Genomic DNA, 15,091 nt, shown 5'->3' on the forward strand with positions numbered 1-15,091 from the left:
GGATGCATCCGTATCGCTCCACCACAAGAATAAATAACACTTAATTGTAGCCATCCGTGGGCGGGGTTATGCACTCCACACGGAAAGACACATTTGGATGATACCCACGTCAATCATGACACCACGATCACTCAGCAAGGGAGTCGCTAATGAATGCATTAACACGTCGAAACTTTATGGCGTTTACTGTCGGTGGAACCGTCGCGCTGGCCGCCGGTAAACTGCATGCGCAAGACAACGCCATTCCGTGGACCGGCAATGGCCTGGGCGGTAATGACCCCGGCCCGCAAAACCCGCTGCGGCAAGCGCAGAACCCGGATCTGGTCAACCCGCCGTTTACCGACAACGGTACCCTGCCCAACCTGCGTTTTTCTTTTAGCGACGCGCACATACGCAAAGGCAGCGGCGGCTGGACGCGCCAGGTGACGCAACGAGAACTGGGCATTTCCACCACCATCGCCGGTGTTGATATGCGCCTTAACGCCGGCGGCGTCCGAGAACTGCACTGGCACAAAGAAGGTGAATGGGCTTATATGCTGTACGGCAATGCCCGCATCACCGCCATCGACGCCGAGGGACGCTGGTTTGTCGACGATCTGGGCGTCGGCGATTTATGGTATTTCCCGCCCGGCGTACCGCACTCCATTCAGGGTCTAGGGCCGGATGGCTGCGAATTTCTGCTGGCGTTTGACAGCGGCAACTTCGACGAAGACAGCACCTTCCTGCTGAGCGACTGGTTCAAGCACGTACCGCCGGAAGTGCTGGCAAAAAACTTCGGCGTACCGGTAGAAACATTCAGCCATCTGCCCAGCCCGTCCGAAGAGTACATTTTTGCCGCGCCAGTGCCGGGGGCGATCGATAAAGGCGCATTTGGCGGCGCAGGTCAGGTTGCCAACCCATTCAGTCACCGCATGCTGGCGCAAACCCCAATCAAGATGAAGGGTGGCACGGTACGCATTACCGATTCATCGGTGTTCAAGGTGTCCAAAACCATTGCCGCCGCGCTGGTGGAACTGGAGCCCGGCGCGATGCGGGAACTGCACTGGCACCCCAACAATGACGAATGGCAATACTATCTCGAAGGGGAAGGACGGATGGGGGTGTTCGCTTCATCCGGGCAGGCGCGAACCTTCGATTTTCGGGCCGGCGACGTCGGCTATGTGCCGTTCGCCATGGGGCACTATGTGGAGAATACCGGCACCACGCCGCTGCGTTTTCTGGAACTGTTCAAGAGCGACCACTACGCGGATATCTCTCTCAACCAATGGCTGGCGCTGACGCCGCCGGCGCTGCTGGAACAGCACCTGCACCTGAACGACACCTTCATGCGTTCGTTGCAAAAAACCAAAGCGCCGATTGTCCCTGATTATCCGGCAACGGATACGCATCAAAAACGCTAAGCCACGGTAAAGCGATGGATTAGCCATAATAAGAAAAAGGCCGCAAACGCGGCCTTTTCTGGGAAGGGCAAATCAGTGGTGGCAACCGCAGCCGCCGTTACCGCCACAACCGCCTTTACCGTGTTCATGGTCATGGTCGTGATCATGGCCGTGGCCGCCGCAGCAACCGTCGTGATCGTGGTCATGATCGTGCGCGCCGTGTACATGGCCGTGCGCCAGTTCTTCTTCCGTCGCTTCGCGGATAGCAACCACTTCCACGTTGAACTTCAGGTTCTGGCCCGCCAGCATGTGGTTACCGTCAACCACCACGTGCTCGTCCTGCACTTCGGTGATTTCTACCGGCACGGGACCCTGATCGGTATCGGCCAGAAAACGCATGCCGACCTGCAGCTCGTCTACGCCGACAAACACGTCTTTCGGCACGCGCTGAACCAGATTGTCATCATATTCGCCGTAGGCGTCGTTAGCGCCGACGCTCACGTCAAAACGCTCGCCCACATCGCGGCCTTCCAGCGCTTTTTCCAGACCGGAAATCAGCGAGCCGTGACCATGCAGATAGTCCAGCGGTGCGCTCACCGGAGACTCATCAACCAATACACCATCTTCCGTACGTACCTGATAGGCCAGGCTGACCACCAGGTCTTTTGCTACTTTCATGATATCTCCTAGCGTTGGAAATCGATTTTGCGCAAATTGTAGCGGAAAAACGTCCCCATGTACTGTCCGGGATAAAAAAACTGTCCGGGGTAGACTATCCCGGCGACGCTGGTTGGCGGCAATGACATCCGGCTTCCGTCGCCCTATTCCGGGCGAAACATACCGATGATTTCGCCGGCTGGCGGGGTGGCGGCTTTGGGCGGCGTTTCCGACTGGCTCTGCTGATAACCGCAGTGCACACACACCACCACCTCATCGTCGCCCTCACGCCCCACCGCCAGCGTATCCTGCGCGTGACATTTCGGGCACACCGCCCCGGCAATAAAACGTTTCCGCATGGTTACCCTCCGGCTCCCTCTCTTGATGGCCTGCATTCGCGGCATACCGCGGTACGCCGCGACTGCGCCTAGTGTTCGTCCCAGTCGTCCGGCCGACGTCGCTCGCGCAGCATTTCGCGCTCGAAGATATCCTCCAGCTCGCGGCGGGCCTCCTTGACGCGGGAAATCTGCGCCACATCGCCTTGCCGCTGCGGCATCAGCTCACGCAGCATACGCATGTCGAGCCGCCGGAAGTGCTGCTGCGCCCGATAAGCCTGATGGGGATGCATCCCTAATGAGATCAGCGTTTTGCGGCCCAACTCCAGCGCGCTGGAGAAGGTTTCGCGCGAGAACTGCGTCACGCCGACCTGCAAAAACTCGTGTGCTTCCACACGGCCGCGCGCGCGGGCCAGAATCTCCAAATGGGGAAAATGCTGCTGACACAGATGCACGATGATCATCGCGTCTTCCGGCTCGTTACAGGTAATCACGATGGACTGAGCCTGAGCCGCGCCGGCGGCACGCAGCAACTCCAGCTCGGTGGCGTCGCCGTAATAGACCTTGTAGCCGTAGCTGCGCATCAGGCTGACGGCGCTGATATCGCGCTCCAGCACGGTGATGCGCATTTTGTTGGCCATCAGCAAACGGGCGATCACCTGACCGAAACGGCCGAACCCCACCACAATTACCTGCGGTTCGTCGTTTTCCACGTACGGCGTTTCGTCCGGCTCTTCTTTCGCATTGAAACGGCGCGCCAGAATACGGTCGATAAGCTGCATCAGGATCGGCGTCACCATCATCGACAGGGTCACCGTCACCAGCAGCAGCGGCAGTTGCGCGCCCTTCAGTACCTTGTGGGTGGCGGCGGAGGAAAACAGCACAAAGGCGAACTCCCCGCCCTGACTCAGCACCCCGGCGAATTGCAAACGCTCGGAGGAGCGCAGCCCGTACAGCCGCGCCAGCAAGTACAGGATCAACCCTTTCGCCACCACCAGAATCGCCACGCCCGCCAGCACCATCAGGATATTGGCGTACAGCACGCCGAGATTGAGCGACATCCCCACCGAAATGAAGAACAGCCCCAGCAACAACCCCTTGAACGGCTCGATGGAGATTTCCAGTTCATGGCGGTATTCGCTTTCCGCCAGCAGCACGCCGGCAATAAACGTGCCGAGCGCCATCGACAGCCCCAGCGCGTCCATGAACAGCGCAGAACCCAACACCAGCAGCAGCGCGGCGGCGGTAAACACTTCCCGCACCCCCGACGCGGCGATAAAACGGAACAGCGGGCGCACCAGATAACGACCGCCAACCAGCATGCCACCGAACGCCACCACCTTCAGCACCACCTGACGCCAGTCATCCAGCTCGCCTTGTACGCCCGCCATCACCGGAATCAGCGCCAGCGCCGGGATTACCGCCAGGTCCTGAAACAACAGCACGGAAAAACCGAGCTGGCCGGACTCGTTGCGGTTCATGCCTTTTTCACGCATCAGTTGCAGCGCGATGGCGGTGGAAGACATCGCCAGTCCAATACCGCCGATCAGCGCCGCCTGCCAGGAAAACTGGCTCAGATACAGCACGCCGCCCAGCACCGCGGCGCTCAACAGCACCTGCGCCGCGCCGGTGCCGAAAATAGAACGCCGCAGCCGCCACAGCTTGGCGGGGTCCAGTTCCAGACCGATGATAAACATCAGGAACACCACGCCCAGCTCGGAAAAGTGCAGGATGGCTTCCACATCACGAATGAAGCCCAACCCCCACGGACCGATGGCGATACCGGCCAGCAGATACCCCAGCACCGCGCCGATTCCCAGGCGGGCGGCAATCGGCACCATCAGCACGGCCACAAACAAAAACAGCACGCCGGCATTCAGCAAAGAAGAGGTTTCCATGTTCTAGGATTCTCCACGCGGAAATGGCGACGCCAGCCAGTCGCCGTAGGCTCTGGCATGTTCCTGCAATACGTCCGGCGGCAGGCGCCGGGCCCAATAAATCACCAGCGGCGACAGCCAGTGCATGTGGCACATGGTCGCCGTCATTTCAAATGGTCGCAATACGTCATCCATCGTGTAACGATTCACACCCGCAGACCGGTAAGCGTCTTGCTGCTCGCCGGTGGTCACCACCGACCGCCAGTACTTTCCGGCCAGCGCATTACCGCCGACCCCGTTGGCAAAGCCGCGGGTCAACACCCGATCCAGCCACTCTTTCAGTAATGCCGGGCAACTGTAGGTATAAAGCGGATGCTGAAACACGATCAGTTGATGCTCACGCAGTAACTGCTGCTCATGATGAATATCGATAAAAAAATCAGGATAGTGCGCGTAAAGATCGTGCACAGTGACATGCCCGAGCTGGCGGGCAGAATGTAATAACAGCTTATTCGCGACCGAATCCTGGGATTCCGGATGGGCAAACAGCAGCAAAATTTTTGGTGGCTGCGACATCATTCCCCTCCAAAGCGTCGTCATTGTAGGTATTTTCGGCTACCATGCTGCGCAGCAATACAACAGGACACGGCAGTCCTGATACCCGATCGGTAATTTAACATATTTGAACATTTGGCGCGTTATGATTGTTTTCTCCTGCTTGCAAATTCGACGCGGTACCCGGGTACTGCTGGACAACGCCACCGCGACCGTCAACCCCGGTCAAAAAGTCGGTCTGGTTGGTAAAAACGGCTGTGGCAAATCAACCCTGTTGTCACTGCTGAAAGGGGAAATCAGCGCCGACGGCGGCAGCGTAACCTTTCCGCAAAATTGGGCGCTGGCATGGGTCAATCAGGAAACCCCGGCGCTGGCGCGATCGGCGATTGATTACGTGATCGACGGCGACCGCGAATTCCGCCAGTTGGAAGCCGAGCTGGACGCGGCGAATGCCCGCAACGACGGCAACGCCATCGCCACCCTGCACGGCAAGCTGGACGCCGTTCAGGCCTGGTCGATTCAGGCCCGCGCCGCCAGCCTGCTCAACGGGCTCGGTTTTCAGCAGGAACAGTTGCAACGGTCCGTCAGCGACTTCTCCGGCGGCTGGCGTATGCGCCTGAATCTGGCGCAGGCGCTGATTTGCCGTTCCGATCTCCTGTTACTCGACGAACCGACCAACCACCTGGATCTGGACGCGGTGATCTGGCTGGAAAAGTGGCTGAAGAACTATCCTGGTACGCTGGTATTGATCTCCCACGATCGGGACTTTCTCGACCCGATCGCCAACCGGATTCTGCATATCGAGCAGGAAACCCTGTTCGAATACACCGGCAACTACACCTCATTTGAGCTGCAGCGCGCCACCCGTTTGTCTCAGCAACAAGCGATGTACCAGCATCAGCAAGAGCGAGTCGCCCATCTTCAGCATTACATCGACCGTTTCCGTGCCAAAGCCACTAAGGCCAAGCAGGCGCAAAGTCGCATCAAAATGCTGGAGCGCATGGAGCTGATCGCCCCGGCCCACGTCGACAACCCGTTCCGCTTTAGCTTTCGGGCGCCGGAAGCGCTGCCCAACCCGCTGTTGCGGATGGAAAAAGTCAGCGCGGGCTATGGCGACCGGCTGATTCTGGATTCCATCAAGCTCAATCTGGTGCCCGGCTCGCGCATCGGGTTGCTCGGCCACAACGGCGCCGGGAAATCGACGCTCATTAAGCTGCTGGCAGGCGAGCTTCAACCGTTCAGCGGCGACATCGGCCTGGCCAAAGGCGTGCGTTTGGGCTATTTCGCCCAGCATCAACTGGAGTTCCTGCGTCCCGATGAGTCGCCGTTGCAGCACCTTGTCCGGCTGGCGGAACGGGAAACCGAACAACAGTTGCGCGACTACCTCGGCGGTTTTGATTTCCGCGGCGACAAGGTGACCGAACCTACCGAGCGTTTTTCCGGCGGCGAGAAAGCGCGGCTGGTGCTGGCGCTGATCGTCTGGCAGCGCCCTAACCTGTTGCTGCTCGACGAACCGACCAACCACCTGGATCTCGACATGCGCCAGGCGCTGACCGAAGCGTTGATCGACTTCGAAGGCGCGCTGGTGGTGGTGTCTCACGATCGTCACCTGATCCGATCCACCACCGACGATCTCTATCTGGTGCACGACCACAAGGTCGAGCCGTTTGACGGCGATCTGGAAGATTACCAACAATGGCTGCTGGATGCGCAGAAGCAGGATAACGCCGCGGAATCCGCCGCCAGAGACAACGCCGCCAACAGCGCGCAGTCGAGAAAGGATCAGAAACGGCGCGACGCCGAGCTACGCACGCTGACCCAGCCGCTGCGCAAGCAGATTACCCAACTGGAACAACAGATGGAGAAACTGCAAACCGCGCTGACGGCGGTGGAAGAGCGCCTGGCCGACAGCGGACTTTATGACGTCAGCCGTAAAAGCGAGCTGACCGAGTGTCTGCAAAAACAGAGCGCAACCAAAGCAGATCTGGAAAACGCCGAAATGGCCTGGCTGGATGCGCAGGAACAGCTGGAGCAGTTGCTGCGCGACGCTGAAAGTCAGGGCTAAACGTCCGGCTTCACGTTTGAACGGCGGGCGGAACAGCCCGCCGCTTTCTTCTTCATGCCAAATCATCAATGCCAGATCATCAGCACGCAGGTCGCCGTCAGCAACCCCATAGCGAGATTGAAAATCTTCCAGGCGCGCGGACTACGCAACAAGCGGCCGATCATCGCGCCGAATCCCAGCCAGATAACCCCAGCCACGAAATTAACGCCTACCATCGCGACGCTGATCGCCACCACCGAGCCCGCATAACCGTCGCCGGCCAGACTAAACCCCGCCACCGCGCCCAGCGCCATCAGCCAGGCCTTTGGATTGAGGAATTGCAGTAACCCGCCCTGATACAGTGGGATCGGCGCCGGCGGCGCGGTGTCGGTATCCAGCTTTTCATACGCCGCGGTGGCAATCTTCCACGACAGCCACAGCAGATACACGCTGCCCAACACTTTCAACGCCAGATGCAGCGACGGATAAAGCAGGATCAGGCTGCCCAGCCCCAGCGCCACCAGCAGCAGCATACTTTGCATGCCGACCATGATACCCAGCATCAGCGGCATGGAACGCCATACGCCAAAATTGGCGGCGGAGGCGGTAAGTAGCATATTATTAGGGCCGGGCGTAATAGCGGCGACCCACAAAAAACCGAGCATCGAAAGAAACAGGCTGAAGTGCTCCATGAAACGACAATCCTTTAACGGAAGGGACGTCACAACCTAGCAGCGCGGTGTGATGCAGACAAGCTTTTCACCGTGCCGCAACGGCTATCACGGCACCTTTTCATCATGGCTTTCTGGTTATGAATAATTCTTCTCAGCGTGGCACGTGTTTTCAGCCTTTACCGGGCGTGCGCAACCCGCACCTGCAGACCTTGCTGCCGCGGTTGCTTCGCCGCCATCCGGCCCTGAAGCCGGTGTGGCAGAAACTGACTATGCCGGACGGGGATTTTGTCGATCTCGCCTGGAGCGAAGCGCCGACTCAGGCGCAGCACAAACCTCGCGTGGTGCTGTTTCATGGGCTGGAGGGCAGTTTTCACAGTCCTTACGCCCACGGGTTGATGGCCGCCTGTCAGCGGCGCGGCTGGCTGGCGGTGGTGATGCACTTTCGCGGTTGCGGCGGACAACCCAACCGTCTGCCGCGCGCTTATCACGCCGGCGAAACCGAGGACGCTCGCTATTTCCTGCACTGGCTGAACCAGACGCTGGGTGCCGCCCCCACCGCGGCGGTCGGAGTATCGCTGGGCGGCAACATGCTGGCCTGCCTGCTGAGCCGTCAGGACGCGCCCGGCACGCTGAACGCCGCGGCGATCGTCTCCGCGCCGCTGATGCTGGAGCCTTGCAGCCGCCGTCTGGAGCACGGGTTTTCCCGCGTGTACCAATCGTATCTGCTTAATCTGCTGCGCCGCAGCGCTTTGCGCAAGCTTTCCGTCTACCCCGATTGCCTGCCCGTTTCCGCCGCGAGGCTACGACAAGTACGCCGCCTGAGAGAATTTGATGATCTGATCACCGCCCAGCTACATGGCTTTACCGATGCAACGGAGTATTACCGGCGCAGCAGCGCGCTGCCGCAGTTGTCGCACATCCGCCAGCCGTTGCTGATCATTCAGGCCAAAGACGATCCGTTCATGACGCCGGCCGTGATCCCCGATATATCGCAACTGCCGGCCAACATCGACTATCAACTGACGGAATGCGGCGGCCATGTCGGTTTTGTCGGCGGATCGTGGCGCAAACCCGAACTGTGGCTGGAACACCGTATTCCCGACTGGTTTACCCCTTATCTGGAGCAGAACGCATGATCATTCCCTGGCAAGAACTGGCGACGGAAACGCTGCAAAATCTGATTGAATCGTTCGTCCTGCGCGAAGGGACCGACTACGGCGAGCAGGAGCGAACGCTGGAAGAAAAAGTGGCTGATATACGCCAGCAACTGGCGCAGGGCGACGTGGTACTGGTGTGGTCGGAACTGCATGAAACCGTCAATATCATGCCCCGCAACCAGCTCAGCAGCGGTGAACGGTATCAGCCCTGAATCAATCGCTTAAAAACGTAAATTGGCGTGTCACCACGGTATAAACATGCTAACAATTATCAGATATCTCTGACCGGAGTTGGCGCCGTTCACCAGAGGTTGCCCCATTCACCGGAGGTTACACTCATGTCGCACCAGCATCCGATTATCGCGGTCACCGGCTCCAGCGGTGCGGGGACCACCACCACCAGCCTGGCGTTTCGCAAGATTTTCCAACAACTGAACCTTCGCGCCGCGCTGGTGGACGGCGACAGCTATCACCGCTATACCCGGCCGGAAATGGACATGGCGATCCGCAAAGCGCGGGATCTGGGGCGCCACATCAGCTATTTCGGGCCGGAAGCGAACGATTTCTGCCAGTTGGAACACACCTTTATCGAATATGGCCTCAGCGGCACCGGCCAGACCCGCAAATACCTACACACCTACGACGAGGCGATTCCCTACAATCAGGTGCCCGGCACCTTCACCCCCTGGGAGCCGATGCCGGAACCGACCGACCTGTTGTTTTACGAGGGGCTGCACGGCGGCGTGGTCACCGACCAGCACGATGTGGCGCAGCATGTCGACCTGCTGGTCGGCGTGGTGCCGATCGTCAACCTGGAGTGGATTCAGAAGCTGGTGCGCGATATCAACGAGCGCGGTCACTCCCGCGAGGCGGTAATGGATTCCGTCGTGCGTTCGATGGAGGATTACATCACCCACATCACCCCGCAGTTTTCCCGCACCCACATCAACTTTCAGCGCGTGCCGACGGTGGATACCTCTAACCCGTTCGCCGCCAAAGCCATTCCGTCAATGGACGAAAGTTTCGTGGTGATTCATTTTCAGGGGCTGGACCACATTGACTACCCTTACCTGCTGGCGATGTTGCAGGGCTCGTTCATTTCCCACATCAACACGCTGGTGGTGCCGGGCGGCAAAATGGGGCTGGCGATGGAACTGATCATGATGCCGCTGGTGCAGCGATTAATAGAAGGCAACCATATTGACTAAGCGACGCGGCGGAGCACCGAAACTCGCCGCCGCGTGCCTGACGATTTAGTCGAGCGCGATCACTTCGTGGCTGTGGGTGATCGTCACCGCTTTCTCCAGCATCAGCGCCACGGAGCAGTATTTCTCCGCCGACAGCGACACCGCACGCTCCACGGCCTTGTCGTTCAACCCTTTGCCGGTAACGATAAAGTGCAGGTTGATGGCGGTGAACAAACGCGGCGCTTCCTCACGGCGTTCAGAGGTCAGGCGCACTTCGCAGTCCGCCACATCGTAGCGGCCTTTCTGCAGGATAGACACCACATCAATGGCGCTGCATCCGCCTGCCGCCATCAGCACCATTTCCATCGGGCTGGGCGCTTTATCGCCGGCGTTGCCGTCCATCAGCAGTTGATGTCCGGACGCGGACTCGCCAAGAAACGTTAACCCTTCAACCCATTTCACCCGAGCCTGCATAAGTTTGCCCTCAATCAATTATTTTTGAAATTTTACACCGCTTATGTATAAAAAAGTCTGATAATCAGAGCTTAATCATGCTGAAGCGAGACAACACAAGACACTACACTCAACCTGTGTTACAAACGAAGGCGTAAACCGGTGTGCGTTGAGCCTCTGCCTGACCAGCCGCCGGCTTACTGGCGTCATCCGATATACCCTCAATAATTCGATTGCAGGAAAGCCAACGCGCCTGCAGCCTGAAGTATGACGGTTATAGACAGCCTCAGTATATTCCCTGACGTCATTCCGCCAGGACGGAATTGAATTATAACTATGTTATCACGCCGTACAGGGAACTCTGAGCCCTGTGATTTGCGCAGTGAATTACAACAGAGGATAACAGCGAATGGTTCTCGGCAAACCGCAAACAGACCCGACTCTCGAATGGTTCCTTTCTCATTGCCACATTCACAAGTACCCATCGAAGAGCACTCTGATTCATCAGGGTGAAAAAGCAGAGACGCTTTACTACATCGTGAAAGGCTCGGTTGCCGTGCTGATCAAGGATGAAGAAGGCAAGGAAATGATTCTTTCTTATCTGAATCAGGGCGATTTTATCGGCGAACTTGGTTTGTTCGAAGATGGTCAGGAACGCAGTGCGTGGGTCCGGGCGAAAACCGCCTGCGAAGTCGCTGAGATTTCCTATAAAAAATTCCGCCAGCTGATTCAGGTCAACCCGGATATTCTGATGCGGTTGTCCTCGCAGATGGCGCGACGCCTGCAGGTGACCTCGCAGAAAGTCGGCAACCTGGCGTTCCTCGACGTAACCGGCCGTATCGCGCAAACCCTGCTCAACCTGGCCAAGCAACCGGACGCCATGACCCACCCGGACGGCATGCAAATCAAGATCACCCGGCAGGAGATCGGTCAGATTGTCGGCTGTTCCCGCGAAACTGTCGGTCGTATCCTGAAGATGCTGGAAGATCAGAACCTGATCTCCGCCCACGGTAAAACCATCGTGGTGTACGGCACCCGCTGATTATCATCCACCGGATCAAAATCAGCCGGATCAAAAAGAGCGTGCCCAGGCACGCTCTTGTCGTTTTAGTGCAGAGAAAAGCCGTGGCTTACGCGCCTTTCACCACCTGCTCCACTGCTTTCCCGAACAGCGCCATGCCTTGATCGATCTCTTCCGGAGTAATCACCAGCGACGGCACAAAACGGATCACGTCCGGCCCCGCCACCAAAATCATCAACCCCAGGTCCGCCGATGCGGCCAGGAAATCCCTGGCGCGGCCATGCCAGGCCGGTTTCAGCTGCGCGCCCAGCAGCAGACCCATGCCGCGGATTTCGTCGAAAATATCGTACTGCGCATTAATGCGCTCCAGCGCAGACACAAAGCGCGCATGACGATCCACCACCCCGGACAGCACCTCCGGCGTGTTGATCACATCCAGCGCCGCTTCCGCCACCGCGCAGGCCAGCGGATTGCCGCCGTAGGTCGTGCCGTGAGTACCGACCGCCATCACCGACGCAATCTCTTCCGTGGTCAGCATCGCGCTGATCGGGAAACCGCCGCCCAGCGCTTTGGCGGTGGTCAGAATATCCGGCGTGATGCCGTAATGCATATAAGAGAACAGCTTGCCGCTGCGGCCCATGCCGCACTGCACTTCGTCAAATACCAGCAGCGCCTGATACTGATCGCACAGCTCGCGCACGCCGCTGAGGAAGGCCGGCGTAGCGGGCGTGATACCGCCTTCGCCCTGAATCGGCTCCAGCACCACCGCGCAGGTGTGGTCATCCATCACCGCTTTTACCGCGTCCAGATCGTTGAACGGCACATGCACGATGTCCGCCGGTTTCGGGCCGAAACCATCGGCGTATTTCGGCTGGCCGCCGACGGAAACGGTGAACAGCGTACGGCCGTGGAACGACTGATAAAACGAAATGATCTTGGTCTTGTACGGGCTATGGCGGGTAATGGCGTAATGGCGAGCCAGCTTGAATGCCGCTTCGTTGGCTTCCGCACCGGAGTTAGCGAAAAAGACGCGGTCGGCAAAGGTGGCATTGATCAGTTTGGTGGCCAAACGCAGCGCCGGTTCGTTGGTGAACACGTTACTGGTATGCCACAGGGTTTCGCCCTGCTCTTTCAACGCCGCCACCAGCGCCGGATGGCAGTGCCCCAACGCCGTTACCGCGATGCCGCCGGAAAAGTCGATATATTCCTTGCCCTGCTGATCCCAGACACGGCTCCCTTTGCCTTTTACCGGCACAAACTGCGCGGGTGCATAAACCGGAAGAATTACCTTATCGTAAGTATCCCGTGTTACTGCTGCTTTCTCTGTCGCCATTTGCTGCCCCGTTGTGATATCCGTGGTTTTCGAGTGAAAATATAGTCATTAAATATGCATAAAAAATCAAAAATACGCAATCATTAATCCGGTAATGCCGGATTTGCGCCCGCTATCCACCTATAAATCAAGGAAATTTCTCAGTAGCTGGTGTCCCTGCTGGCTGAGAATGCTTTCCGGGTGGAACTGCACGCCTTCCAGCGGCAGCGAGCGGTGACGCACACCCATGATCTCATCGATTCCGGCGTCGTTCTCGGTCCAGGCGGTCACCTCAAAACAATCAGGCAGCGAATCCTTTTCCAGAATCAGCGAGTGATAACGGGTGACGGTTAACGGGTTTGCCAGCCCGGCGAATACGCCGCGGCCAGCGTGCCGTACCGGCGAAGTCTTGCCATGCATCACCTGACGGGCGCGCACCACCCGCGCGCCAAACGCCTGCCCCAGCGCCTGATGCCCCAGACACACCCCCAAAATCGGCAACGTGCCGGCGAAATGGCGGATAGCCGCCAGCGAAATCCCGGCGTCATCCGGCGTACAGGGGCCAGGGGAAATCACCAGCCGTTGCGGCGATAACCGCTCAATGTCCGCCAGCGTCAGCGCATCATTACGCCTGACCAGCACCTCCGCCCCCAACTCGCAAAAATACTGGTACAGGTTGTAGGTAAAGGAGTCGTAGTTGTCGATAAGTAGCAGCATATCTTTATCTATCAGCGGGTGAATGGCGTTATGCTCGGTGCAGGCGTCATGTCTAACACAACATGATGCAGAATGAATGATGTCGAGTCTGAAGAGTTGAGACACGGTTGTCCAGATGCGAGCCTGAAACAGCCGGAGAAGGCAGTAAATGGAGAAGAAAATAAATAAAGAAATGGGTGCCAATACCGCGAAAAACCCGGCCATGCCATGGCCGGGGACGTTAAGAAAGGGAGCCGGCTGTCACCCGGTTTCATCACGCAACACCACCGGGTTGAATTTTTTCCGGAACTCGATGGGCGTAACGCCGGTATAACGTTTGAACATTTTCTCAAAATGGCTCAGGTCGCCATAGCCGCAATCCAGATAGAGATTGGTGATCCGGCTCATGGGGTGGCATTCCAGCCGCTGGCAGGCATAGAAAATGCGGGTCTGATTCAAAATCTGCTTAAACGACAGCCTGAGGCTGTGCTTGAGCAGATAGGAGAGATGCGACGGGCTGATGTGGGAATTCTCCGCCAGCTCAATCAGCGTCACCTCCTGCTGGAAATGTTCACCCAGATACAGTAACGCCTTGATCACCGACGGGTGAAACTGCTGCAGAGCGTCCTGATCGCGGCTGAGCACCGCATCGCACAATGAACGGTTAATCCGTTGCCGCTCGCCCGACGCCTCCAGCTCAGTTCGTGTCACGATTTGCGGCAGAATGCTACTGGCCTGCGCCAGGTCGATCTCGGCGTCGTCGCTGAGCATCAACAGCCGGGCGACACTATGCCACAGTTGCCGCACGTTGCCGGGCCAGTCGTAATGATGCAGGTGAAACAGCACCTCGGGATGCAATGTCTGCCGGACGGACTGACGGTACGCCTGCCAGGCGGCATGAACCAGTTCGGCGATATCCTGCGTTCTGCCTTTCAGCGCCGGCACTGACAGCGACTGGCAGCCAAATGCCGACACCAGCTGCGCACCGGGTTGCGCCGGCGACGCACGTTGCTCGGTCAGCGTCGCAATCAGCCCAAACACCAGACGCAGCTCGCTCCGCCGGGCATGTTCCACCCGAAGCAACGCCAGAGCCTTCTGCTGCTGCTGTTCGGTTAGCGTATCAAAACCAGGAATACACAGGGTCAACCGACGATCGTCGGGAATCGCGGCAAGAACCTGTTCCAGCCGTTTGATGGGATCACCTTCGCCACCCAATTCGACATAGCGCCCCTGCAGCGCCTGTAGTCTGGCGCGAATATAGCCGGTGATTTCAGACAGATCCGCGCCCGGCTCGCCAAAAAGCAGAATAGGCCTGCCGGATAACATCAACCGATCAATCCGGTCACGCAATACCGAAGGCAAAAAGATAAATTCCGGGATATGTCGCCCCACCGAATAGCCCGTGAAGGGTATTTTTTCGGCAGGAATACTTTTTAGTTTACCAGGTAGTATATTTTCTGTTTTCACGGGAAAATCCTTTATTCAACTCCTGCCAGTGCACATTCCACAATAAAATGCGCCCCTTTATAAGAAATGACGTGGCTTCTGCGACACGACCAATCTTATTCAAACCGTTATTTCGACAATGGAAATGAATCCGCAGATTCGGTCGACAGACTCTCTGGACAAACCCTGGTAAAAATAATGTAAATCCCTTTACTGATTTTTTATTCATTATCACCGTTGTATCGGGATAAAAATAAATGCATTCCCTGCCGGTATTAAATTCAGCCTAATAAACATT

General features: G+C 57.8%; 15 protein-coding genes. 6 read left to right on the top strand and 9 right to left on the bottom strand.

Features of this window, described 5'->3' with window-relative positions; translation table 11 throughout:
* The first annotated feature begins 149 nt into the window (after window positions 1–149).
* Window positions 150–1,400: an oxalate decarboxylase family bicupin gene (locus tag DDA898_RS19465; protein WP_038912082.1), complete on the top strand. Its 1,251-nt coding sequence runs from the start codon at window positions 150–152 to the stop codon at window positions 1,398–1,400.
* Window positions 1,401–1,472: 72 nt separating this feature from the next.
* Here DDA898_RS19465 and slyD read toward each other — a convergent pair whose 3' ends face one another.
* From slyD to kefG, 4 genes are all read right to left on the bottom strand, one after another.
* On the bottom strand, window positions 1,473–2,057 hold the full coding sequence (gene slyD / locus DDA898_RS19470) for a peptidylprolyl isomerase (RefSeq protein ID WP_038902233.1): 585 nt from the start codon (window positions 2,055–2,057) through the stop codon (window positions 1,473–1,475).
* Between the two features lie 143 nt (window positions 2,058–2,200).
* Window positions 2,201–2,395 carry a YheV family putative zinc ribbon protein gene (locus DDA898_RS19475; protein ID WP_033112110.1) on the bottom strand — a complete coding sequence of 65 codons (195 nt, stop codon included), beginning with the start codon at window positions 2,393–2,395 and terminating at the stop codon, window positions 2,201–2,203.
* A gap of 68 nt (window positions 2,396–2,463) precedes the next feature.
* Complete coding sequence (kefB, locus tag DDA898_RS19480; protein ID WP_038902235.1) at window positions 2,464–4,269, bottom strand: glutathione-regulated potassium-efflux system protein KefB; 1,806 nt, start codon at window positions 4,267–4,269, stop codon at window positions 2,464–2,466.
* 3 nt (window positions 4,270–4,272) lie between these two features.
* The gene (gene kefG, locus DDA898_RS19485; protein ID WP_033112111.1) at window positions 4,273–4,824 is read right to left on the bottom strand and encodes a glutathione-regulated potassium-efflux system ancillary protein KefG; all 552 of its coding nucleotides are present in this window, start codon (window positions 4,822–4,824) and stop codon (window positions 4,273–4,275) included.
* 124 nt (window positions 4,825–4,948) lie between these two features.
* Between kefG and DDA898_RS19490 the strand changes: the two genes are divergently transcribed.
* The gene (locus DDA898_RS19490) at window positions 4,949–6,868 is read left to right on the top strand and encodes an ABC transporter ATP-binding protein (protein WP_038912666.1); all 1,920 of its coding nucleotides are present in this window, start codon (window positions 4,949–4,951) and stop codon (window positions 6,866–6,868) included.
* A gap of 65 nt (window positions 6,869–6,933) precedes the next feature.
* On the opposite strand, the gene DDA898_RS19495 is transcribed toward DDA898_RS19490, so the two are convergent.
* Entirely contained in the window at window positions 6,934–7,539 is a 606-nt protein-coding gene (locus tag DDA898_RS19495) for a LysE family translocator (RefSeq protein WP_033112112.1), read from the bottom strand.
* Between the two features lie 119 nt (window positions 7,540–7,658).
* On the opposite strand from DDA898_RS19495, the gene DDA898_RS19500 reads away from it, so the two are divergent.
* The 3 genes from DDA898_RS19500 to DDA898_RS19510 all read left to right on the top strand — a co-directional run bounded on the left by DDA898_RS19500 (window position 7,659) and on the right by DDA898_RS19510 (window position 9,886).
* Complete coding sequence (locus DDA898_RS19500) at window positions 7,659–8,657, top strand: hydrolase (RefSeq protein ID WP_038912083.1); 999 nt, start codon at window positions 7,659–7,661, stop codon at window positions 8,655–8,657.
* Window positions 8,654–8,890 carry a YheU family protein gene (locus tag DDA898_RS19505; protein ID WP_038902237.1) on the top strand — a complete coding sequence of 79 codons (237 nt, stop codon included), beginning with the start codon at window positions 8,654–8,656 and terminating at the stop codon, window positions 8,888–8,890. Before DDA898_RS19500 ends, DDA898_RS19505 begins: the two co-directional genes overlap by 4 nt.
* 126 nt (window positions 8,891–9,016) lie before the next feature.
* On the top strand, window positions 9,017–9,886 hold the full coding sequence (locus tag DDA898_RS19510) for a phosphoribulokinase (protein ID WP_013319732.1): 870 nt from the start codon (window positions 9,017–9,019) through the stop codon (window positions 9,884–9,886).
* A gap of 45 nt (window positions 9,887–9,931) precedes the next feature.
* Here the strand turns inward: DDA898_RS19510 and DDA898_RS19515 are convergent, their stop codons facing one another.
* A complete protein-coding gene (locus DDA898_RS19515) occupies window positions 9,932–10,339 on the bottom strand; it encodes an OsmC family protein (RefSeq protein WP_013319733.1) in 408 nt (135 codons plus the stop codon).
* Window positions 10,340–10,727: 388 nt separating this feature from the next.
* On the opposite strand from DDA898_RS19515, the gene crp reads away from it, so the two are divergent.
* A complete protein-coding gene (gene crp, locus DDA898_RS19520) occupies window positions 10,728–11,360 on the top strand; it encodes a cAMP-activated global transcriptional regulator CRP (protein ID WP_012768072.1) in 633 nt (210 codons plus the stop codon).
* Window positions 11,361–11,448: 88 nt separating this feature from the next.
* On the opposite strand, the gene argD is transcribed toward crp, so the two are convergent.
* From argD to DDA898_RS19535, 3 genes are all read right to left on the bottom strand, one after another.
* Window positions 11,449–12,672: a bifunctional acetylornithine/succinyldiaminopimelate transaminase gene (gene argD, locus DDA898_RS19525; RefSeq protein ID WP_038912084.1), complete on the bottom strand. Its 1,224-nt coding sequence runs from the start codon at window positions 12,670–12,672 to the stop codon at window positions 11,449–11,451.
* A 120-nt stretch (window positions 12,673–12,792) separates the two neighbouring features.
* A complete protein-coding gene (locus DDA898_RS19530) occupies window positions 12,793–13,368 on the bottom strand; it encodes an aminodeoxychorismate synthase component II (RefSeq protein WP_038912085.1) in 576 nt (191 codons plus the stop codon).
* A gap of 240 nt (window positions 13,369–13,608) precedes the next feature.
* Window positions 13,609–14,814: a helix-turn-helix domain-containing protein gene (locus DDA898_RS19535; protein ID WP_038912086.1), complete on the bottom strand. Its 1,206-nt coding sequence runs from the start codon at window positions 14,812–14,814 to the stop codon at window positions 13,609–13,611.
* Window positions 14,815–15,091 lie beyond the last annotated feature (277 nt).

Origin of the sequence: Dickeya dadantii NCPPB 898 (assembly GCF_000406145.1) — a bacterium.
GTDB classification, from domain to species: Bacteria; Pseudomonadota; Gammaproteobacteria; order Enterobacterales; family Enterobacteriaceae; genus Dickeya; species Dickeya dadantii.